Origin of the sequence: Corynebacterium sp. MSK032 (assembly GCF_030232065.1) — a bacterium.
Lineage (GTDB): Bacteria > Actinomycetota > Actinomycetes > Mycobacteriales > Mycobacteriaceae > Corynebacterium > Corynebacterium jeikeium_D.
The window spans coordinates 1-20,721 of sequence record NZ_JASPJR010000006.1 but is presented as its reverse complement, the minus strand read 5'-3'; the positions used below and the strand labels follow the sequence as shown (position 1 = coordinate 20,721).

Sequence of the window (20,721 nt, the reverse complement as noted above, 5' to 3'; positions counted from 1 at the left end):
CAAAGTTGCCGTGGATATCACAATGTAACTACCGCGGGAGGCATTTTCCCCGCTTTGCCCCCATAGTCTAACGGACAGTCATGGTTGACTGCGCGCCGTCCTCATAGCGAGCAACAATGCCAGCGAAGAGTTTCACACCAACGCCCAGGCAACGCTCGTCCACGATTAGGTCATCTCGGTGCAAATCGTGCTTGTCTCCACGACCGGACCAGCAGCCCAGACGAGCCATCGCGCCCGGGACATGCTCGAGATACCAACCGAAGTCCTCGCCACCGGACGACTGTGGGGCCTGAATGACAGCATTCTCGTCCACTCGTCGCACCGCTTCCGCAATCAGGGCGGTGCAGTATTCGTCGTTAAGCACAGGCGGCACGCCACGCTCGTAGTTGATGGTGCAATCAGCGCCGGTCGGGGCGAGGACCTGTTCAATCAGTTCACGCACCAGTGGATCGATGTCGCGCCAGGTCTTGATGTCCGCGGTGCGCAGGGTGCCGCTGACGCTGCCTTCCGACGGAATCGCGTTGTGTGCATACCCGGAGTGAACGGAGCCGAACGTGAGCACGGTGCCAGTGCGTGGGTCGACGCGTCGTGACAGCAAGCCCGGCAAATCTACAATCAATTTACCCAGCGCATAGACAACATCGGCCGTCATCTGCGGACGGGAAGTATGCCCGCCCGGGCCATGCACCTGAATCTCCAACGTGTCGGCCGCAGAGGTGATGGCACCTGTTCGAACGCCGACGTGACCGACGCGCAGCTTCGGCTCACAGTGGACGGCAAAAATACGCTCAACGCCATTGAGCGCACCGGCAGCGATAACCTCGGGTGCACCGCCAACCATGACCTCCTCGGCGGGTTGGAAAATGAAACGCAGCGGCGTCGGCAACGTGTGCTTCTCGTGGTACTCAGCCATAGCCAGAGCCGTCGCGAGCGTAATCGTGGTGTGAAAATCATGCCCGCAGGCGTGCATGACGCCATCGTTGGTGCTGGCAAACTCCAGCCCCGTGGTCTCTGTAATTGGAAGCGCGTCTATATCGCCGCGGAAAGCGAGACGCCCCGGCAATTCACCTCCGGCTTCGCTACCGGCGAGTTCATCTTCACCAATGTCGACCATCAAGCCGGTGTTGGGAAACAGCACTGGTTTCAGCCCTGCAGCACGCAGCTTCTCCTCCACAAAAGCCGTGGTGGCGTGCTCCATGTGAGATAGCTCTGGGTGCGCATGAAGATGCCGCCGCCACTCGAGAATCTCGTTCGCGTGCTCGGCCCACCAGTGCTTAATAAACTCCTCAATCACAATTCTCCAGTGTAAGCGCTCCACCGACAGGCCGTAACAAGAGGCCTACCGACGACTGCGCCAGCGACAGCAGTGGCCGGCAAGCGTTTGAATATCAGCGCCAGACGTACACATGACCAGGGGCCACTTCTTTCACTTTGACCCCTTCAATTATCAGATGTTTCACATTTTGAGGAAGTCTGCGATGATATTAGGCATGTCCGGCAATGGCACACCTAAGTCTCTCAGCATCCCCATCATCATCGTGGCCACCGCACTCGTGGTCGTCATCGGCATCGCCATCGGCCTGTCGCTGAACAATAGTGATGAGCCCCAGCGTCCGGAGGTCCCCTCCTCCTCGCAGCCGACGTCGCCCAGTTCGACACCGCCGTCCTCGACGAGTTCGACTTCTACGAGCAAGACGACCACCACGACGACAACTACGTCGAAGTCCTCCGAGACGTCGTCAAGCACGCCGAGCACTTCGACATCGTCCTCGTCGTCAAGCACGCCGAGCACCACGTCTTCGCCATCCACGACGACGAGCTCTGAGCCGACAACAGCTCCGGAGGGACAGGACTTCGGCACTGGCCGCTCCGACTTGGACGGCCTGGGCTTCGTGGGCAGCTCCGCACGCTGCGACAACGGTGACCGCGCCTTTGCTGTTATCGCCGCTGAACAGGGAATTAAGGCTGCTGCTTGTGAGACGCGCTCCGGCGAGAAGTACTACCGCTCGGATACACCACAGGGTTCCGGATCGATGGACATCATCGTCGATGAGGGCGACCGCGTTGTTGCACAAAACGGCTCGTACAAGTACCAGATGTCCCCCGACGGAGTTCTTGTGACCAAGGACAACGAGGTCGTCAAGAAGTACGCGGCAGAAGCCTGGGGAACTGCCTAAGAGATTAATTTAAAGATCAATGTTGCGGGGACCGTAGAGACGGTCGCCCGCATCTCCCAACCCCGGCACAATGTAGGCATCCTCGTTAAGATCCGGGTCCACCACAGTGGTGACAAGACGCACCGGGAAACCGGATTCCTTCAAGGCGTCGACACCCTGCTGTGCAGAAATGATGCACACGGCCGTGATGTTGTCCGCTCCGCGATCCGCCAACAGCTTCAGGGCATGCAGCAGTGAACCGCCGGTTGCCAGCATCGGGTCGACCAGGAAGACAGTGCGCCCGGACAGATCCTCCGGCAGCGCCTCGAGGTACGGCACCGGCTCATGAGTTTCCTCATTACGAGCCAAGCCAATAAAGCCCACCTGCGCATCCGGAATCATCGACAGCGACGGATCGATCATGCCAAGCCCCGCACGAATGACGGGAACAATAATCGGCGGATCCTGCAGACGGTAACCCGGCGCGGTAGTGATTGGGGTCTGAACATCGAAGTTATCGACGGGCAGCTCCCGGCTTGCCTCGTAAATCAGCATTGCGCCCAGATCGGCGAGTGCCGCACGGAAGCCCGCGTTATCAGTGCGCGCGTCGCGCAGAATGGTCAAACGTGACTGTGCCAAGGGATGGTTGACAACGGTAATCTCCATGCCTTCCAAAATACATTGCTTTGCTTTTGCCGCTCTGGTGCCGGCATCGCAAGTTTCTGAAAACGCGTTCCCAAAAAAGATGGAACCGAATCGGCCTTTTTCGCGCCTAACAATACGAGGGCTTTTTACTGCGCCCCATTTGCGTAAGCCCGCTTACTACCAAACCACTTGCCGCTCAGCCGCCGTCCGAACCCCGCTAGCCGTTCAGCCACAGCACTGAGTGTTGAACCACACGCGAATTTCCTAGAGAGGCCGTCAACATTGTCCCGTCCATCACCACACAGTTCCCACAGCCAATCGTTTCTCTCTCCGACCACTAGCGGGAATGACTCAGTCTTTACGCTGGCGCCAGAGCTTATTTCTGCCGATGCCACGCGCCTTGACGCGTTGTCGCAGCAGGTCAGCGGCGCTGACTTGGGCATCAGCGCACTGCTCTCGCTTGGCGACGTCCCGTTTGCTGGGCCCTTCTGTCACGCTGCAGCCACTGCTCTACAGCGCCAGCATGAGCATGTAGCTGAGCTGAATGAGTACGGCACCAGCGCTGCTCGTGCACTGAACGCTCTTGTCTCTGCGGTGTCCACTGCTGAAGATGCCGGCGCATATGCGCTGCAGTCCATCTCACCGAAAATGGGAGCCGTTGCAACTCGCGGAATGGGCGGTGCGTGATGCTTCCCACCAATCTACTTACGGAGGTCCCCACCGCGATTGCACAACAGCTAAGTCCTGCCATCGCACCCGCACTGGCAGGACTTGCCGGGGCCGCAATACCCGCCGCGAGTACCGCCTGGCGCTCAGTGGCAGATTCCGTTGACCGCAACTGGGGCGATGGTGCTGGTTCCGGAGCAGGGGCCGCGGGAACAAGTCTCAAACGGGCTGCAAATGCGGCAGCCGACTTGGAAACTCGCGCCGGAACCATTGACAGTGACATTGCCAAGGGGCTGGCCTCAGTAATGTCAGCGGCCACTGATTTGGCCCGGATCGCCATGGATTTTGTCACTTCCGCCATGGGCTCGTTGACTGCGACGGCTGCGGGGCCCGCTGGTCTCGCCGCGACCGGCGCCAGCCTAGCCTCAGCGGCCAGTTCCGCGATCTCCCAGGCCATTGCGCGGCTCATGAAACTAGAGCAAGAACTGCGACCTCTGGTGCAGTCGCTGATACAGCAAGCGAGTACCGCGGTGGACACCCCTACCCCACCTCACTCGGCACAGTTGGAGGCCCCAGGTACCACTCAAGCCGCCCTCGCTTCTACGTCTACGAACACCCCAGGATCGGCTAGCGCTACCGACGCTGCAGATGGTTCGGAGGCGTCGTCCGATTCGGGCAGCGCGCCGGTACCTGCGGATGCTGGAGCTGGCGCGCCCACACCAGAGGCCCAAGCTGCGGTGAAGGCTGCACTGAGTGCCGTCGGAACGCCCTATGGTTGGGGCGGAAATACTCCGGGGCAGGCGCTCGATTGTTCAGGCTTAACGCACTGGGCCTACGGGCAAGCTGGTGTTGATATTCCCCGCACGGCAGAAGCACAGGCCGTCGGCAGACAGGTGAGCCAGGATGAACTGCTACCTGGCGATCTTGCAGTGTGGGACGGCCATGTCGCCATGGTCATCGGTGACGGAAAGATGGTCGAAGCGGGCGATCCGGTGCAGGTAAACCCCGTGCGTACGACCAACATCGGCATGCCGTTTAAGGGGTTCTACCGTCCGACCGGATAGTGCGGTGGGTATCTGCGTCGTAAAACTTCTAAGATAGGAATACGCAAACTTGCCACCCGTGGGGGCGCTGCAGGTATGACAATTTTTGAGTTTTAATAATCACCGACAAGCAGAAGGGCTGCGACGAAAACTATGGCCAGGAAAGGCATCGTTCCTATCGAACTCGAGCTGACCTCGGGCACCTTTTACACGTTGTGGGCTCCAAGCTGGCGTGAGGGTGGCTCCGAGTGGCAGGCTCTGCTCGGCCGCGGTGATGACATCTATTTGTTCTCATCGGCGGCAAAGCTCCTGGCTTTCCTACAGTCGGATGCTCCTCACGACTTCACGCAGCACCCCAGCTGGCGCAACTTCAACCAGCAGCTACCGGGAGCTGCCATCGCGGCGCCACGCCACCGCTATGACCTGATTGGGCTGCCAGAGATTCTGGCCGGCCGGGCCGACTACGACCATGTTTCGCGCGCAGATCGCATTCTTGCCATCACTCGCGCGATTGGTGCAATCGCGGATCTCACTCCGATCAACCAGATGTTCGCCTCTCACTCTGTCCTGGCTGCCACACAAAATGGTGCTGATCACTTCCAGGGCAGTGGCGCCGCTCAGTGGTCGGCTATCGGCAATGTCATCTTGACCAACTGGGACAATTGCATTGACGCTATCGACGCCATCGGCGCAAATACTCCGAGCATCGATGAAGAGTCTGAAACCGCTGCTGCAGCCGCATTAAAGGAAGCGGAGGCCGCGGAGCGTGAGCGTCGTGAAGCAGCGGAGAAGAAGCGCGAAGAGGAAAAGAAGTCCGCAGAGGAGACCGCCGGCGATCCGTACGACCAGACGGTGTGGGCCAACGCTGGCATCGACCCGATCAAGATCTCCATCGCTGGCCGCACGCTCTACACCTTGCGTTGTTACATGGGGCGTCGCCCGCTATTCCTGGGCAGCGCCGGTGAGATTCACACGTTCTCACAGCCCCGCACGATGGTGCGTTGGCTGCTGGAGCACAAGCATCACGACATGTCGGCGCTGACGACGTGGGATGAAATCATCACCGCGGCCAACGCAGGTGAACTGGAGGCCGTAGTGCACGAGGACAATGAGTACTCGTTTACCGGTCTGGCCGAGGACATTGAAAAGGGCCCGAACGCCGTGGACACCGCCCAGCTCGCCCGCGCGTACGAGCTACTCGCAGACGCCGCTGACTGGGCTGGAGATGATGCCGTGAACGAGGTACTGGCGGGCAACCAGCAGCTGCAGTGGCTGCTGAACTTCCTGCTGGACACCGGAGAAATGTCCGAGCCAGTTCCGCCTTACGACGATGAGGCCGAGGGCTGGAGGCAGCTGGAGAAGGACTTGGCCGCTCGGTTCACGACCAAGATCTAGCTCCTCCCAGCAAAGCTGGCCGGCGCTGGCTAGTCCAGCGTCAGGTTCAGCTCATCTTCGGCACCGAAACCCGCACCGTTGACATCAGTTTCGATGTCCTCGTCGCTGTTGTCGATAAGCTGCAGGTAAGCGGGGTAAATAATGGTGTCCATGATGTGCTCGCGGGTCGGCAGATCCACGAATGCATTGTTTAGCGCATTCGAGGTCAGTTCGAACAGCTCGCTGTAGCCGTAACCGAAGTTCTCCACCAACTCCATGCACTCCCGGGTCATGGAAGTCGCACCAATCAGACGGTTATCCGTGTTGACCGTGCAGGCGAAACTCATATCGTCGAGAAGCGAGAACGGGTGATCCGCAACGCTGTCACAGACACCAGTCTGAACGTTGGAGGTCGGGCAGATTTCCAGCGGAATCTGGCGGTCACGAATAGCGGAGGCAACCTCCTGGCATTCGATGCCCTCGAGGGAAGCACCGAAGTCCTCGTAGATGCGCACGCCGTGACCCAGGCGGCGAGCACCTTGCACGACAGCGTCCTGCAACGAATCCACACCGGCGTCTTCACCTGCGTGAATGGTGACCGGAATGAGGTTTTCCCGCAGCATGGTGAATGCTTCGGCATGGTTAGCCGGTGGGAAGCCGTTTTCCGGTCCAGCGATGTCAAAACCGACAACGTACCCGTCGGAGTTCTTCCCGTAGTTGTCGATCACCAGCTGTGCGACTTCCTTGGAATTGTCATTCTGGCGCATCGCACAGACCAGCAGACGTGCGGTGATGTGCTTTCCCTCAGCGGCGGCATGGGCTTCACCCTGCGCCAGGCCTTCGACCAGTGCGTCGATGACAGCCTGCATATCCAGGCCCTTTTCCAAATGGTTTTCCGGAGCCAGGCGCAGCTCAGCGTAGACGACGTTGTCGGCGGCCAGATCCTCGACGGCCTCACGCGCCACGCGCGTCAGCGACTCAGCGGTCTGCATGACGGCGCAGGTGTGCGCGAAGGCGGTTAGGTAGCTCGGCAACGAGCCAGAGTTGCCGGTGTCAATGAACCACTTCTCCAGTTCATCCACGTCGGTGGTGGGCAACTGATCGGTGTAACCGCAGTCCGCGGCCAGGTCGATAACGGTCTGCGGGCGCAGGCCGCCGTCGAGGTGATCGTGAAGCAGTACCTTGGGCAGGCTGGCGACAACCTTGCGCATCTCATCGAGATTCGATGCCGAAGACTGTGTGTCCAGAGACTGAGCATCACTGTGCAAAGAATTAGTCATAATGGCCAGACTATCGGTACTGTGCCCTCCGCTTCTACTTCACTGCCGGTGAATCGTAATTCTGCTTTGTACAAAGGCTTCCGCTCCCCCGTTTTCCCCCATCCACACACGACGAATACGTCATTTCGGGTGACGTTTTACTACCCTTATTTCATCATGTTTCCCTCTCGCCGCTTCTCATCTGCCGTTACGCTGCTAGCTACCAGCGCTCTGCTTCTGCCGAGCACCGCCCCCGCAGCCATGGCGCAGAGCACCTCGCTTACCGACGACGCCCCGATTGTCGGTCCCGCACCTGATATCCGTGACACGGAGGGCTGCCCCTACAAGACCCTTCCACCAGCACCAGTGGATTCCTCTGAGGTTCCGGCTCCCGGCGAAACATCTCCCGCTCCACTTCCGGTTCCTCAAAAGCTGGCTGGAGGTAGCAAGATGTCCGCCTGCGGCATTGTCAGCGGTGAGGGGTTTGACGTTCCGAAGGACCTCTCCGCCTCTGCATGGACGGTGTTCGATTTGAAATCCGGCGATGTCCTTGCGGCGAAGGACCCGCACGGCCGCTACCGTCCGGCATCGATTATTAAGGTGCTGCTGGCGATGGAGGCAATCGAGAATTTGAAGCTCGACACCCCAGTCAAGGCGACCTTCGAGGACGCGAACATGGAGGGCTCTCGTGTCGGCATCGTCGAGGACGTGAACTACTCGGTAGAAACGCTCCTGACTGGTCTGCTGCTTAACTCCGGCAACGACACCGGCCACGCCTTGGCCCGCGAACTTGGTGGCATGGATAAGACCACAGAGAAGGTCAATGCCCTGGCAAAGAAGTTGGGGGCGACGGATACGCGAGTGGTCAACCCGACTGGTCTCGATGCTCCGGGACAGATGACGTCGGCATACGACATGTCACTGTTCTTCCAGCACGCATTCAACAATGAGATTTATCGCAAGCTCTCGGCCACCCGCCTGGCCACCATCCCCGGAGACAAGGCTCTCGAGGTCGATGACTTCGAAATCGCCAACGACAATCAGCTGATTGCCCAGGACTACCCCGGCGCCCTTGGAGGCAAGACCGGTTTTACCGACGATGCCCGTCATACCTTCGCTGGGGTGGCTGAGCGCGATGGCCGTCGTCTCGGCGTCATCGTTCTCGACGTCACTGTGGAGGATTCACCGCGCCCCTGGGAGCAGGCGGCATCGCTTCTCGACGCCGGCTTCGCGGCACCGCAGGACAGCTCTGTCGGTGTCCTCGAAGCGGAAGCGACTGAGGATAAGTTGGTAGAAAAATTGCCCGATATCCTGGACAACGAGTCAACAGGAACCGGGCTAAAAATTACTGTCAGCGCTGCCATCGTAGGTGTCATCGCATTGATTGCGATGGTCACCTACCGCTTCGGCAGACGCGATCGAGGCTAATTATTTCGAACCGAGCAGGCGGTTCAATCCGGACGGGTTGGCCGCTTCCGCACGGACGTTAATGACAGCAGGAGCAGGTGCATCCAGCTCCTCGTCGGCAAGCGCTTCTTCGGTCGTCGCGGTCCAGGCAGTGGCATACATAGTTATGCGCCAGATGAGGTAGAAAACGACCATCAAACCGATGACCGGACCGAAAACTGCACCGGCCGGGTTCGACAGGGCGTTGGAGAAGAAAACGCTACCGAGCTGCTTGACAACCTCAAGGCCAATCGCACCGATAATCGCACCCTTTGCCGCAGAGCGGAACGGGGCGCCCCCGCGCGGCAGGAAAGCGAGCATCCAGAAGAACAGCAGCCAGTTGGCGACGAGACCAATGGCGATGGCAATCAATCCCGCAATAATTGTGATTCCCGGGACATGAGCCAGACCAATCTTGTCCAGCAGGGACTGGGTCAGTCCGGAAGAGCCGGCTGCAGTGACAGCGAAGGTCAGCAGGATCATAACCAGCATGCCCAGCAGACGCAGCAGGTCGCGAACCTTTCCGATCACGAAGTTGCTAGCGCCTAGCGGGCGCTTCCACAGCTGTGTCACTGCGTTGGAGAGGTTGCCCATCCAACCAAGCCCCGACCACAGGGTGGCAATGAAACCGACGGTGAAGACGCCACCTGCCTGATCGATCGCGCCTTCGATAATTGCGTTGATGGTGTCGCCCATCGACCCATCGATGGAGTCGGTGATAGCGGACTGGATTTGCTCAAGCAGCTGCTCATTGCCACGCAACACAAGCGCGAGGATGGCAAATGCCGTCATGATTAGGGGGAAAATCGACAGCACGGAGAAGTACGTGACAGCGGCGGCAAAAAAGTTACCGCCCTGCTCGGAGTAGCGCTCCTGCATCCGCATAACGTGATCGAACCACGCCCACTTTTCGCGGAGGCGGTCGATTGCGCTCGGTTCATCGGCGTGTACACGCTCGATGCCATAGCGGTCCGTTCTCTTCGGATCTTTTTGAGTAGAGGTTGCCATGTCCCCTACCTTAACGTGCCAGCTTTCGGTACGGAGACTGAAGCGCAGAGTCTACAGCTGAATTAACGGTTGGCGGCCTTCAGGAACCCGACTCGCTCGTACACATCTGCAAGTGTCTTGGCGGCAACTTCACGGGCACGGTCAGCGCCTTCGGCCAGGATCCGTTCCAACTCACCACGATCGGCCATGAGCTCCTCATAGCGTGCACGCAGTGGCGTGGTGAATGCCTCCAGCGCATCTGCGGTATCAGCCTTCAGCTGGCCGTAGCCAGCGCCTTCGTAGCCGGCAACGAGCTCGTCGACAGGCTTGTCGGTCAACGCCGACTGAATGACCAGCAGGTTGGAAACGCCCGGCTTGTTCTCACGGTCGAAGCGGATCTCTCCGTCATTGTCAGTAACGGCCGAGCGAATGCGCTTGGCGGAGACCTTCGGGTCGTCCAAGAGGTTAATAATGCCCTTCGGATTTGCACCCGACTTGCTCATCTTCGAGGTCGGATCCTGCAAGTCGTAAATTTTCGCGGAGCCTTCCATGATGTGTGGATCCGGCACCACGAAGGTCTTCTTGTAGCGGGAGTTGAAACGCTGCGCCAGGTTACGCGTCAGTTCGAGGTGCTGGCGCTGATCCTCCCCCACCGGCACCAGCTGCGGGCGGTAGAGCAAGATGTCGGCAGCCATCAGCATGGGGTACGCGAACAAACCAGCGGAGGTATGTTCCGCGCCCTGACGAGAGGACTTGTCCTTGAACTGCGTCATACGGCTGGCTTCACCAAAGCCAGTCAAGCAGGTCAACACCCATCCGAGCTCCGCGTGCTCGGGCACATGCGACTGCACGAAGAGCACCGACTTCTCCGGATCAATACCGAGTGCAATCAGCTGTGCGGCACCTGCGATAGTGCGCTGACGCAGCTCCTTCGGATTCTGCTCGACAGTGATGGCGTGCAGGTCTGGAATGAAGTAGTAAGCGTCGAAGTCATCCTGCAGATTAATCCAGTTCTTCAATGCACCCAGGTAGTTGCCCAGGTGGTAGGAATCTGCGGTCGGCTGAATGCCGGACAGAACGCGCTGCTTACGAGCACTCGGTGCAGGATTAGTTGCCTCAGGACCCTTGCTTTCACTCATAGCCAATAAGTCTAGCGCGAGGCCCGCAGTTGAGAGTCGACGACGTACCCGTTTCGACAACACCACGGGCTTTGCAGGAAACCGACTGCCAAAAGCTAGCCCCGACGCCCCTCGTCCCCCTGCTCCACAAGCATTCGATCGGATAGCAATTTGACGGTGCGCGCCGCAGCGGCTGGCGATTCCTCGGGGTACAGTGCGCGCACCAACGTGATCGCTGGGCGAATGCCGTGCTCAGAGAGAACACGGCGAACACGCTCACGCTCCCCCTGGGTCAACTCGAGCGGGGCTACGGGTGGCCTGCGGGTGTAGGACACGACCATCACGGCTCCCAGCAGAACAATGAGTCCTAGGGAAATCCACAGTGGCCACGCGTAGGCAAAAGACAGCACGATAAACGCAACAATGACACCGGAAGTCACGACCACTGGGACATTGACAGCAGTGCCAGGGTCGTTCTGCAGACTCCGTGCGATGGCTTCCAAATCGGCCATCTGGTGCCGCTTGTTATCGCTCTCGCCGTTTTTCACTGGGGATGTCCTCTCCTTTCCTGGTCCGCACCGAGCTCGCTTCAAGTCCCGCGCAGATTCGCGCTTGGGTTTTACAGCGGCTGAAGTCCCATCAGTCCTTCTTCAAATCTTAGGCGCTCGCGTCCCAAGTGCCGAACTAACCCACAGGTATTATTGGACTAATTCAATTCTCTTATCCGTCAGGAGTCCCATGCTCGCTGCCATTGCGGTTGCCGTCTTCATCCTGCTGGTCCCAGGCGCAGTTCTCGGTTGGGCCAGTGGGCTACGTCCCACGCTCGCGTTGGCATCTGCCGGCCCATTAATGCTGGGTGTGACCGGTTTTTCCGCATGGTTGTCTCACGCGCTCGGGCTGGATTACACCTGGCTCTTCGTGGCCGGCATGTGGGCATGGTTCTGTGCTATTGGCTATCTGGTGCGCAGATTCGTCCCCCGAGCAACGCCCGAAGACGGCTTCGATTCCGGCGTTGTCACCGCGATGATTGTCGTCGGAGTTACGGTAGTCGGCTCGATGCGCGCCATGCTCGTGCTTAACGACGTCCCTGGCGGCCCCGGCGCTATCCGCGAAGCCTGGGACATGCTCTGGCATACCAACTTCCTCCGGTTCATTGACGAACATGCAATAGCCTCGCCCACCGCGGCCGGTGACCTGATGAATCAGGAGACCGGGGCCGAAATGTTCTACCCCACCGGCTGGCATGCCATGGCGGGGCTGCTGCCCGGCTCGGTCTTCCTCGATTCCAACGTGTTTGCGTTCTTGGCCCCGGCGCTGCTTCTTCCCGCAGCAACTGCGGTGCTAGCCCGCACCGCAGTTGGTCCTAAGTGGGCGGCCTATGCCGGTCCCGCAGCTGCCGTCGCGACGCTGATGCTTCCGGAGATTTGGGTGGCCCTTTGGCGCACCTCCTCCATGCCGTATCTGCTCGCGGTGGCCGCTTTGCCGATTGCTGCGGCTTTGACCATGCGGGGCTATATTGTCCCCGCTGCGCTTGCCCTGGTCGGCACGTTTATCACCCACCCGGCCGGCGCAATTGCTGCCGTGCTCTTTGTTGGCTTGTGGTTGATTACCCAACCGAGCGTCAGTGGCCTAGTTCGCACGCTAATTATCGGCGCGCTCGCCCTGGTGATGACTCTCCCGGCAGCTTTGTCCGCGAGGGGGCAAGGCGAATCCGTTGCGGGCTTTACCGGCCAAATTGAGATTTCCCGCTCCGAATCACTGTGGCGAACTCTGATTGGGTTTTCCCGCTATGCTGACGAGCCCATCTTTTCCCGGACTGTTCTGGTTCTTGTGCTCATCGGCCTGGTGGTGGCGCTTGTCTCTCGCCTGCCAGACAGCCCATGGGCTCCGTGGCCGGCACTGGTTTTCGGGCTGCTCTTTGTGGTGTCCGATAGTGCGCAGTCCCGTTGGTCAGAGCCGTTCGGCACCTATCTGAAGTTTATTGGCACTTTCTTCTACGACATGCCGTACCGCATGCAGGCGGTTATGGGAATTCTGCGCGCAGTGCTGGTCGGCTACGCAGTCGCGGCTGTCGTTGTCGCGATTGCGGCTGCGGCGCAGTGGATCGTCGCAAAGCGAAATCAGCCGGCCAAGTCGTGGAATCCTGCGCTGGCGATGGGGCTCGTGGCGGCACTGGCGATTGTTCCTGCGACCTGGGTGAGTGGGCCTGCTCAGCGCGATGCAATTCGTGCAAGTTTCGGAAGCACGTTTGTGACCGCTGCGGACATGGAAGCTATTGATTGGCTGTCCGAGCAGCCGCATGCGTTTGAGGGGCATATCCTCAATGACCGTCGTGACGGTTCTGCGTGGATGTACGCCATCGCTGGGCTGCCGACGCTGTTCCGCCATTTCTCCTTCTCCGACAAAACTGCCGAGGCAAGCAAGAAGCTGCCGACAAACGTTGACTTGCTGGGCTCACATCCGGAATTCGATGCCATGGCGAAAAAACTGGGCGTGCATTACATCATTAGTTCCCCGCCGGGTGTGAACACGGATGGCACGGAGGCGCTGTCGATGCGTTCGTGGGCATGGCACGCGCCGGGGCTCACGCCTGTGTATCACGACAGTTCGGTGATGATTTTCGCGGTCAACAAGATGTTTTCACCTGAAGAGTTGCACGCTGTTGTCAACAGTTCCCCACACCGCCCGGCGCGCCCCAATCCGCTGTGGATGCCTCCGCGCCAGCCGATCATCCCCTCCCCCGACGAGGCTGCCGATCCGCTCGCCGGCGCGCACATCACTGTCGATTCCAGTCGCGCGGCCATCGGCGCTATCAACGCTGACCTGCCTCGCGCACTGCGTTTGAGTGAGGACGCCTCCGCTCACATCGACAGCATCGTGCAACGCGCCAGCGACAAGCTCCGTCAGCGCGGCGCAATCGTTGGCGCACATTCGCTTGCCGACGACACGGCGAGCGCAGCCACCGTAATCGTCGGTCGCTCATCAGAGGGCCAGACTCTTTCTGGGGATAACATCGGCGATCGTGGCTTTTCGGTATCCGCTGTGGTGAAGTCTCTCGAACCTGAGGACGATGCTCCTGCCGATTGGCAGTTGGCGGCGGGTGTGCGCGACGGAATGGTGTACCGAGGTTTCAATCCGCACAGCAGTTACAGCACAAACGGGGTGCCAACCGAGTTTCGCACCGGCCTGGCGCCGGCAGTGGCGGTGCACCAGAGTTCGCGGCCGCATGCGCCGACAATTGCGCTATCGCTGGGAGCGGTGGGCGCTGAAAAACTCACCCGCGATTTGGCCGACCCCGCTATGCAGGACAAATGGGCCGACGCCATCGTTGACGGCATCGCCTCCATGTTGCGGCAGAACCGGCATCTCGTAACCGCTCCCGAGCCGGAGTTGATCCCAGAGTTCGCTGACCTCGGAGCACACTAGTCCGCTCGGGTTTAGGCGTATGCCGGGTTTAGGCGTACTCCACGATCACCGGCGCGTGGTCCGTCCAGCGAAGGTCGTAGGCGGCAGGCTTATCCACTACCGAGCTGACGGCACGCTTGAGCATTGGTTCGGTTACCGCCTGGTAGTCGATGCGCCAGCCGGCATCGGTATCGAACGCCTTACCGCGGTAGGTCCACCAGGACCAGGGGCCGTCGGCCTCTGGGTGCAGACGGCGAGTGACATCAAACCACACCGGATCTGCATTGAGCTTCGGGGCCTCCCACACAGAACCATCGGAGAAGGCACCGGATTCCAGCTCCTTTTCGCTGGCCTGAACCTGCGAATCCTGGGGAACCTCATCGGGCCAGCAGCCGAAGACCGAGTCCATCCAGGCACGCTCCTGCGGTAGGAAACCGCTCTTGCGGCGGTTGGTCTTCCAGTTCTTCAAATCCTGTTCGCGGTGGCAGATGTTCCAGTCGCCGCCGATGACTGCGTGGTGACCGTCGCGCCCCTTGGCACCCAGTTCCGCCAGGTAGTCGGAGAAGGCATCGAGGAAGCGGTACTTCTCATCCTGCTTCTCGCTCAGGGCAGCACCAGAGGGCAGGTAGAGGCTGGCAATCTGGACATCCACATCCAGGCCGGTGTCCGCTGCCGGGGCAATACCACTGATAAACCGACCGGATTCTTCGAACTCCTCGGAGCCGATGCCCACCTGGACGTCGTTAAGCGGAAAGCGCGAGAGAATGCCCACGCCGGCGCGCCCCTTTGCACCCAGGTTTTCAGCGCCGACCCAATGCCATCCGGCATCAAAAGCGGGCGCGAGGGCCTTGCGTGCCTGGTCGTCGGTGGCGCGGACTTCCTGCAGCAAAACGACATCGGAACTGGTGTGCTTCAACCACTCCAGCAATCCCAGGTTGGTTTCGCTGCGCTCCTTGACGGCGGCGCGGATGCCGTTGACATTGATTGTCGCGATTGTAAGGCTCATGCCCTCATACGTTACCTATGCGTGCATTACGCCTTGTAGATCCCTAGCGCAGTTCGATGCGCTCGGCCTTCTTCGCCTGTGAGCGGCGGTAAAGAACAATGGTCGGCAGAGCGATGAAGATAGCCAACATCGCCAACGTCGCGCCGCCCAAAGCCGGTGCGCGGTAGCCATAACCGGACGCAATGACCCAACCGCCGAGCGCCGCTCCGAATGCGTTGGCCATGTTCAATGCGGCCTGATTGAGTGCTGCCGCCAGCGTCTGTGCACGACCGGCGACATCCATCAGACGAGTCTGCAGATTAGGCACCAATACCGATCCCAGCAGGCCGATAAGGAGGAAGTTGATCGTGCCCAGCACAGCATTCTGTGAGGTGAAGTAGAAGACGCTGAGCATTATTACCATCAGCACCAGCGCAACCATGATGCCCCACTCCCCGATGCGGTCGGAGAGCCAGCCACCGATGTAAGTACCGACAACCATGCCGATGCCGTAGGCCATCAGCACAATCCAGATGTGGTTTTCGCTCATGCCCGCTTCGCGAGTCATAGTCCAGGTGATGTAGGTGTAAACCGCGAACATGCCGCCGAAACCAACGGTGCCGATTGCGACGGTCAGCAGCACCTGCGGTGTCACCAGAGCCGAGAGCTCATCCATCGGACGTGTCTTCGGCATGCGGTTCATATGCGGCACGGCGAACCACAACGAAACAAATGCAATCAGCCCGATGACCGCGACAAACGCGAAGGCGCTGCGCCAACCGTAAATCTGTCCCAGCACCTGCGCGGCCGGCACACCAATCACAGTCGCCACCGACAGCCCCACTCCTGACAGGGCCACCATTTTGCCGCGCTGCCCCGGCTTAGCCAGGGAGGCCGCCACCAGAGCCGCCACCGAGAAGTACGCACCGTGCGGCAGACCGGCAATGAAGCGCGAGACCATGACCGCTTCGAAAGAGCCCAGTGTGCCTGCCCAAACCGTGGCACCATTGCCGATGGTAAATGCCGCCATCAGCAGCAGGAGCATGCGCCTGCGCGGAATCGAGCCGGTCAGCACGGTAATTAGCGGTGCGCCCACGACAACACCGAGTGCGTACATCGAAATCATGCGCCCTGCGGCATCCTCATCACGTCCGAAGGCATCAGCGATGTAAGGCAGCAGGCCCATGGCCACAAACTCGGTAACGCCGATGCCGAATGCACCGACCGACAGAGCCACAATCACCAAGATTCGGCGTAAATCAGAGATGTCGTCCTGCACCGGAACAGGACGGCGATGCGAGCTAAACGCTCCCGCACGACGCGCACGCGGTTTGTGGTCGTCGTTGTGGGTTGTTACTTCGCTTGACGACGTCATTGCGACCGTCTCCTTTTCTCTTCTTACGCCAGTTGGTGGACTCTCAGTTCCCCTCGACTTTCGACCCAAGACGGGTTCGCAAAACCGTGAGGGGAGCCGCAAGGGAAAAATGAGACTCTACTCCGCAACACAAAAATTTCGCTATTTAATCCGCCTGTTCCCCGGGTATTTGTGCGCGGAATAACATCTACGGCCATTAGTGGAAGTCGCTCACTCAAGTTCTTCTAAACCATTTTGCAATCGGCATTGTTTGCCGAGGACTACCATTCCCTCCGAGCGCCACGGACTTCCTACCATCGAGCGCTCCGGGTCTTCGATGCTGCCGTACTAGCTACCGGGTAAATTGTTTTAAAAGATATTTCGAACTGCAATACCGATAGGATCTTGATTCACTATGGGCGACCGCTATAACCTCTACGAGTCTCTGACGCTGGATAGCGAAGCCAGCACCGAAGAGCTCCATGCAAATCTTTCTAATCAACTCTCCGAACTGCGAGATGCTGGCGTCTCGGAGTACTCCGGCGAGTTCCAGGAGAAGCTCACTGCGCTGCAAGTGCTTGGCGATGAGGGACGTCGTCGCGAATACGACGCTTTGCTGGCCGATGAGAACGCCACCATCACCATTGCGACGCTGCGCGGGCTGGCAAATCGCCCGGCACCCACTGCGCAGGAATCCTCGTTCCAGACGCAAACCCAACAAGCACAGTGGTCCGCCCCAACTCAAACCAGTCCTGCGACAGTAACCACCACGGTGACCACGGATGTACCACCGCTGCCTGCAAACGCCACACTGCAGAACATGTGGCAGCGCATGCCACTCATCCCCCGAATCACTACCGGCTTGGTCGGTTTTTCAACTCTGATTGGCATCATCGCAGTTCTGTACGCAATCACGCTCGGCATCCAGGGCGCCAACGATCTCGGCAGCCTAGAGTCATCGTTGGGTGATTCTTGGGATGACATCGGCTACATTATGGGCGCTGCAGCCGCCCTCGTTCTTGTTCCAGTCCTCTTACTGATGGGAATGATGCTTGTCACCTTGACCGCATACTGGATTCACTCCATCCTCCGCGGTGAAGACTCGACGGCACCAATCTTTTTCTGCGTCACCGTGGCACCACTGGCGTTGGCTATGACCATCATCCCCCTCCTGTTCTTGAGCTCCTGGGTGGATGTAGTCCTCTTCCTCGCAGGTGCCATGCTGATCGCGGCTTGCGTTCTTATGTTCCTCAAGGACATGCGCGCATGGTTCCGCGGCCAGAAACTGGTCAGGACTACCCAGTCGGCCCCGGGGCAGGGCTATGCTCCGCAGTACCCACAGTCTCAGAACACTCAGGGCTACCAGTTCGGCCAGAACAATCCTCCGAACAATACACAGAACTAAATAGGCTGCCCTGAACAACCGCGCCGGCGTGCACGACACCCCAGCGCGGTTTTTCGTATTTGAAGGGTTTGAGCGCGGGGGCCGTCGTAAAGCGAAAAATGGAATGAAAAGCGGCGAATAAGCGACAAATAATTGCGCATTTCGTGACTTACCTCACATAATTGCGTTATTCATATCACTATCACTGTTTTTGCGCTATGCCCCGACACAACCCAAGATTCAAAACTGGGTTATCGTGGAACAAAACAGATAGGAGACATGAATTATGGCGACAATTATTTGGACCCGTACTGACGAAGCCCCTCTGCTGGCGAGCTACTCGCTGAAGCCAATCGTGGAGGCATTTGCAAGCCAGGCTGGTGTCAATGTTGAAACCCGCGACATCTCCCTCGCAGGCCGCATTCTGGCTCAGTTCCCGGAGCGTCTTTCGGACGAGCAGAAGGTAGAGGATGCGCTGGCAGCCCTGGGCAAGCTGGTCAAGGAGCCGGACGCCAACATCATCAAGCTGCCGAATATCTCTGCATCCGTCCCGCAGATTAAGCGCGCTGTCGCAGAGCTGCAGGAAAAGGGCTATGACATTCCGAAGTACAAGTCGCAGCCGGAAGGCGAGGAAGAGACCGCCGACCGCGCCAAGTTCGACAAGGTCAAGGGCTCTGCCGTTAACCCGGTACTGCGTGAGGGCAACTCCGACCGCCGCGCTCCGGAGCCGGTGAAGAACTACGCCCGCAAGCACCCGCACCGCATGGGCGCTTGGTCCGCGGATTCCAAGACCAACGTCGCCACCATGGCCTCCAACGACTTCCGCCACAACGAGAAGTCCGTTGTCATGCCGGCCGACGACAAGCTGACTTACCAGCTCGAGGCTAACGACGGCCAGATCATCACCCTGAAGAAGGACATGCCGGTCCTCAAGGGCGAGATTATTGACGGCACGGGCATGAACGTCCACATCCTGGACAACTTCCTGCGCGCTCAGATTCGCCGCGCACAGCGCGAGAACATCCTGTTCTCCGTGCACCTGAAGGCCACCATGATGAAGGTCTCCGACCCGCTGATCTTCGGCGAGGTTGTCAAGGCCTTCCTGCCATCTGTTTTCCCGAAGTTCGAGTCCAAGCTGGCTGCCGCCAACCTGACTCCGGACAACGGCCTGGGCGCCATGCTCGATGGTCTACACAAGCTTGACGACGCTACTGCGGCGGCCGTCAAGTCCGCTATCGAGAAGGACCTGAAGGAAGGTCCGGCCCTTTACATGGTCAACTCCGATAAGGGCATCACCAACCTCCACGTTCCGTCTGACGTCATCGTTGACGCTTCCATGCCGGCCCTGATCCGCAACGGCGGCAAGGGCTGGGGCCCGGACGGTGAGGAGCGCGACACCCTCGCAGTCATCCCGGACTCTTCCTACGCAGGCGTCTACCAGGCTGTTATCGAGGACTGCCGCGCCAATGGCGCTTTCGACCCGGCCACCATGGGCTCTGTCCCGAACGTCGGCCTGATGGCTCAGAAGGCTGAGGAGTACGGCTCCCACGACAAGACTTTCCAGATTCCGGTTGACGGTGTCCTGCAGGTCATCAACTCCGCTGGCGAGGTTCTGATTGAGCACCACGTCGCCGAGGGTGACATCTGGCGCTCCTGCCAGACCAAGGACGCCCCAATCCGCGACTGGGTGAAGCTGGCCGTCAACCGCGCTCGTATCACTGGCGACCCTGCAGTGTTCTGGCTGGACCCGCAGCGTGCGCACGACAACAACCTGATCAGCAAGGTCAACGAGTACCTGGCAGACCACGACACCGAGGGTCTGGATATCCGCATCATGGATCCGGTGTCCGCTACCAAGTTCTCCCTCGAGCGCATCCGCCGCGGCGAGAACACCATTTCCGTAACCGGTAACGTTCTGCGTGACTACCTCACCGACCTGTTCCCGATCATGGAGCTGGGCACCTCCGCCAAGATGCTGTCGGTCGTGCCGCTGATGGCCGGGGGCGGCCTGTTCGAGACCGGCGCAGGCGGTTCCGCACCGAAGCACGTCCAGCAGGTTCAGGAAGAAAACCACCTGCGCTGGGACTCCCTGGGTGAGTTCCTTGCACTGGCCGAGTCCCTGCGCTACGCCGCTGAGCATGACGACGACCCACGTCCACGCGTCCTGGCTGAGGCCCTGGATAAGGCAACCGCTACCCTGCTCGACGAGGGCAAGTCGCCGTCCCGCAAGGCTGGCGAAATCGACAACCGCGGCTCCCACTTCTACCTGGCTCTCTACTGGGCACAGGAGCTGGCCAAGCAGGACGAGAACTCCGAGCTGAAGGAAGTTTTCGCACCGGTCGCTAAGGCTCTCACGGAGAAGGAAGAGTCCATCGCCAAGACCCTGATTGATGCTCAGGGTTCCCCAGCTGATCTGGGTGGCTACTTCCTGCCGGACGATGAGAAGACCTCCGCAGTTATGCGTCCGTCCGCTGAGTTCAACGAGATCATCGACGGTCTGAAGAAGTAGGACTAGCTGCTTGCTCCTGGCTGGCCTGGTTGGCCTGGTTGGCCCAGGCTGGCCTAGGCCGACCTAGGCTGACCGCCGGTTTCGGGCGATAGCCCCTCGCTCATGTTGCATTTGATGCACATGGCGCGAGGGGCTTTTTCTATGCCCTGACTTCCTTAACGGTCTTGACAGTATCCAGTGCTTTTCGGCGCTTTACGGTACCCTTCGCCCATACTCAGTCCCCTGTTTGGCTCGCCCCGACACTCGGCACCGCAGTGCCTCACCCCATGAGTTACTGACTACCTTTATGACACTTTTGTCCAAAAAATTGCCTGGTAGGTTCAGGCGGTGAATGCATCACCACTTTCGACCAGGAGAAGTAGTGAAGCAAACCCGCCGAACGAAATACAG

General features: G+C 59.5%; 16 protein-coding genes. 8 read left to right on the top strand and 8 right to left on the bottom strand.

Annotated features, from left to right (window positions below):
* Positions 1 to 67 precede the first annotated feature (67 nt).
* Complete coding sequence (locus QP995_RS04670; protein WP_070595952.1) at positions 68 to 1,294, bottom strand: M20 family metallopeptidase; 1,227 nt, start codon at positions 1,292 to 1,294, stop codon at positions 68 to 70.
* 184 nt (positions 1,295 to 1,478) lie between these two features.
* On the opposite strand from QP995_RS04670, the gene QP995_RS04665 reads away from it, so the two are divergent.
* Positions 1,479 to 2,177, top strand: coding sequence for a hypothetical protein (locus tag QP995_RS04665; RefSeq protein ID WP_141753109.1), 699 nt, complete (start codon positions 1,479 to 1,481; stop codon positions 2,175 to 2,177).
* A gap of 9 nt (positions 2,178 to 2,186) precedes the next feature.
* Here the strand turns inward: QP995_RS04665 and upp are convergent, their stop codons facing one another.
* On the bottom strand, positions 2,187 to 2,822 hold the full coding sequence (gene upp / locus QP995_RS04660; RefSeq protein WP_049171962.1) for a uracil phosphoribosyltransferase: 636 nt from the start codon (positions 2,820 to 2,822) through the stop codon (positions 2,187 to 2,189).
* A 261-nt stretch (positions 2,823 to 3,083) separates the two neighbouring features.
* Here upp and QP995_RS04655 point away from each other — a divergent pair, with 261 nt between their 5' ends.
* From QP995_RS04655 to QP995_RS04645, 3 genes are all read left to right on the top strand, one after another.
* A complete protein-coding gene (locus QP995_RS04655; RefSeq protein WP_070429820.1) occupies positions 3,084 to 3,488 on the top strand; it encodes a hypothetical protein in 405 nt (134 codons plus the stop codon).
* A complete protein-coding gene (locus QP995_RS04650; protein WP_049171958.1) occupies positions 3,488 to 4,531 on the top strand; it encodes a C40 family peptidase in 1,044 nt (347 codons plus the stop codon). The genes QP995_RS04655 and QP995_RS04650 overlap by 1 nt, the downstream gene beginning before the upstream one ends.
* Before the next feature lie 132 nt (positions 4,532 to 4,663).
* Positions 4,664 to 5,905 (top strand): SatS C-terminal domain-containing protein, encoded by a 1,242-nt coding sequence (locus tag QP995_RS04645; protein ID WP_070827536.1) that lies wholly within the window; start codon positions 4,664 to 4,666, stop codon positions 5,903 to 5,905.
* Positions 5,906 to 5,934: 29 nt separating this feature from the next.
* On the opposite strand, the gene QP995_RS04640 is transcribed toward QP995_RS04645, so the two are convergent.
* Positions 5,935 to 7,164: an adenosine deaminase gene (locus QP995_RS04640; protein WP_016422148.1), complete on the bottom strand. Its 1,230-nt coding sequence runs from the start codon at positions 7,162 to 7,164 to the stop codon at positions 5,935 to 5,937.
* A 156-nt stretch (positions 7,165 to 7,320) separates the two neighbouring features.
* On the opposite strand from QP995_RS04640, the gene QP995_RS04635 reads away from it, so the two are divergent.
* Positions 7,321 to 8,571, top strand: a complete 1,251-nt coding sequence (locus QP995_RS04635; RefSeq protein ID WP_180950687.1) for a D-alanyl-D-alanine carboxypeptidase family protein — start codon at positions 7,321 to 7,323, stop codon at positions 8,569 to 8,571.
* On the opposite strand, the gene QP995_RS04630 is transcribed toward QP995_RS04635, so the two are convergent.
* The 3 genes from QP995_RS04630 to QP995_RS04620 form a co-directional block, all read right to left on the bottom strand.
* The gene (locus tag QP995_RS04630) at positions 8,572 to 9,597 is read right to left on the bottom strand and encodes a YhjD/YihY/BrkB family envelope integrity protein (protein WP_070549728.1); all 1,026 of its coding nucleotides are present in this window, start codon (positions 9,595 to 9,597) and stop codon (positions 8,572 to 8,574) included.
* A gap of 62 nt (positions 9,598 to 9,659) precedes the next feature.
* On the bottom strand, positions 9,660 to 10,715 hold the full coding sequence (gene trpS / locus QP995_RS04625; RefSeq protein ID WP_049171954.1) for a tryptophan--tRNA ligase: 1,056 nt from the start codon (positions 10,713 to 10,715) through the stop codon (positions 9,660 to 9,662).
* A gap of 95 nt (positions 10,716 to 10,810) precedes the next feature.
* The gene (locus QP995_RS04620; RefSeq protein ID WP_016422144.1) at positions 10,811 to 11,242 is read right to left on the bottom strand and encodes a hypothetical protein; all 432 of its coding nucleotides are present in this window, start codon (positions 11,240 to 11,242) and stop codon (positions 10,811 to 10,813) included.
* Between the two features lie 190 nt (positions 11,243 to 11,432).
* On the opposite strand from QP995_RS04620, the gene QP995_RS04615 reads away from it, so the two are divergent.
* Complete coding sequence (locus QP995_RS04615) at positions 11,433 to 14,120, top strand: DUF6541 family protein (protein WP_284852962.1); 2,688 nt, start codon at positions 11,433 to 11,435, stop codon at positions 14,118 to 14,120.
* Between the two features lie 28 nt (positions 14,121 to 14,148).
* Here QP995_RS04615 and QP995_RS04610 read toward each other — a convergent pair whose 3' ends face one another.
* Positions 14,149 to 15,105 carry an exodeoxyribonuclease III gene (locus tag QP995_RS04610; protein ID WP_049171950.1) on the bottom strand — a complete coding sequence of 319 codons (957 nt, stop codon included), beginning with the start codon at positions 15,103 to 15,105 and terminating at the stop codon, positions 14,149 to 14,151.
* Between the two features lie 43 nt (positions 15,106 to 15,148).
* On the bottom strand, positions 15,149 to 16,459 hold the full coding sequence (locus QP995_RS04605) for an MFS transporter (protein WP_016422141.1): 1,311 nt from the start codon (positions 16,457 to 16,459) through the stop codon (positions 15,149 to 15,151).
* Between the two features lie 394 nt (positions 16,460 to 16,853).
* On the opposite strand from QP995_RS04605, the gene QP995_RS04600 reads away from it, so the two are divergent.
* The gene (locus QP995_RS04600) at positions 16,854 to 17,843 is read left to right on the top strand and encodes a hypothetical protein (RefSeq protein ID WP_049171948.1); all 990 of its coding nucleotides are present in this window, start codon (positions 16,854 to 16,856) and stop codon (positions 17,841 to 17,843) included.
* Positions 17,844 to 18,108: 265 nt separating this feature from the next.
* Positions 18,109 to 20,331 (top strand): NADP-dependent isocitrate dehydrogenase, encoded by a 2,223-nt coding sequence (locus QP995_RS04595; RefSeq protein ID WP_049190323.1) that lies wholly within the window; start codon positions 18,109 to 18,111, stop codon positions 20,329 to 20,331.
* Positions 20,332 to 20,721 lie beyond the last annotated feature (390 nt).

Excerpts from the sequence above, each read along its gene's own strand:
- QP995_RS04665 (WP_141753109.1), top strand. The coding sequence starts at position 1,479 with ATGATATTAGGCATGTCCGGCAATGGCACACCTAAGTCTCTCAGCATC.
- upp (WP_049171962.1), bottom strand. The coding sequence starts at position 2,822 with ATGGAGATTACCGTTGTCAACCATCCCTTGGCACAGTCACGTTTGACC.
- QP995_RS04650 (WP_049171958.1), top strand. The coding sequence starts at position 3,488 with ATGCTTCCCACCAATCTACTTACGGAGGTCCCCACCGCGATTGCACAA.
- QP995_RS04645 (WP_070827536.1), top strand. The coding sequence starts at position 4,664 with ATGGCCAGGAAAGGCATCGTTCCTATCGAACTCGAGCTGACCTCGGGC.
- QP995_RS04640 (WP_016422148.1), bottom strand. The coding sequence starts at position 7,164 with ATGACTAATTCTTTGCACAGTGATGCTCAGTCTCTGGACACACAGTCT.
- QP995_RS04635 (WP_180950687.1), top strand. The coding sequence starts at position 7,321 with ATGTTTCCCTCTCGCCGCTTCTCATCTGCCGTTACGCTGCTAGCTACC.
- QP995_RS04630 (WP_070549728.1), bottom strand. The coding sequence starts at position 9,597 with ATGGCAACCTCTACTCAAAAAGATCCGAAGAGAACGGACCGCTATGGC.
- trpS (WP_049171954.1), bottom strand. The coding sequence starts at position 10,715 with ATGAGTGAAAGCAAGGGTCCTGAGGCAACTAATCCTGCACCGAGTGCT.
- QP995_RS04615 (WP_284852962.1), top strand. The coding sequence starts at position 11,433 with ATGCTCGCTGCCATTGCGGTTGCCGTCTTCATCCTGCTGGTCCCAGGC.
- QP995_RS04610 (WP_049171950.1), bottom strand. The coding sequence starts at position 15,105 with ATGAGCCTTACAATCGCGACAATCAATGTCAACGGCATCCGCGCCGCC.
- QP995_RS04605 (WP_016422141.1), bottom strand. The coding sequence starts at position 16,459 with ATGACGTCGTCAAGCGAAGTAACAACCCACAACGACGACCACAAACCG.
- QP995_RS04600 (WP_049171948.1), top strand. The coding sequence starts at position 16,854 with ATGGGCGACCGCTATAACCTCTACGAGTCTCTGACGCTGGATAGCGAA.
- QP995_RS04595 (WP_049190323.1), top strand. The coding sequence starts at position 18,109 with ATGGCGACAATTATTTGGACCCGTACTGACGAAGCCCCTCTGCTGGCG.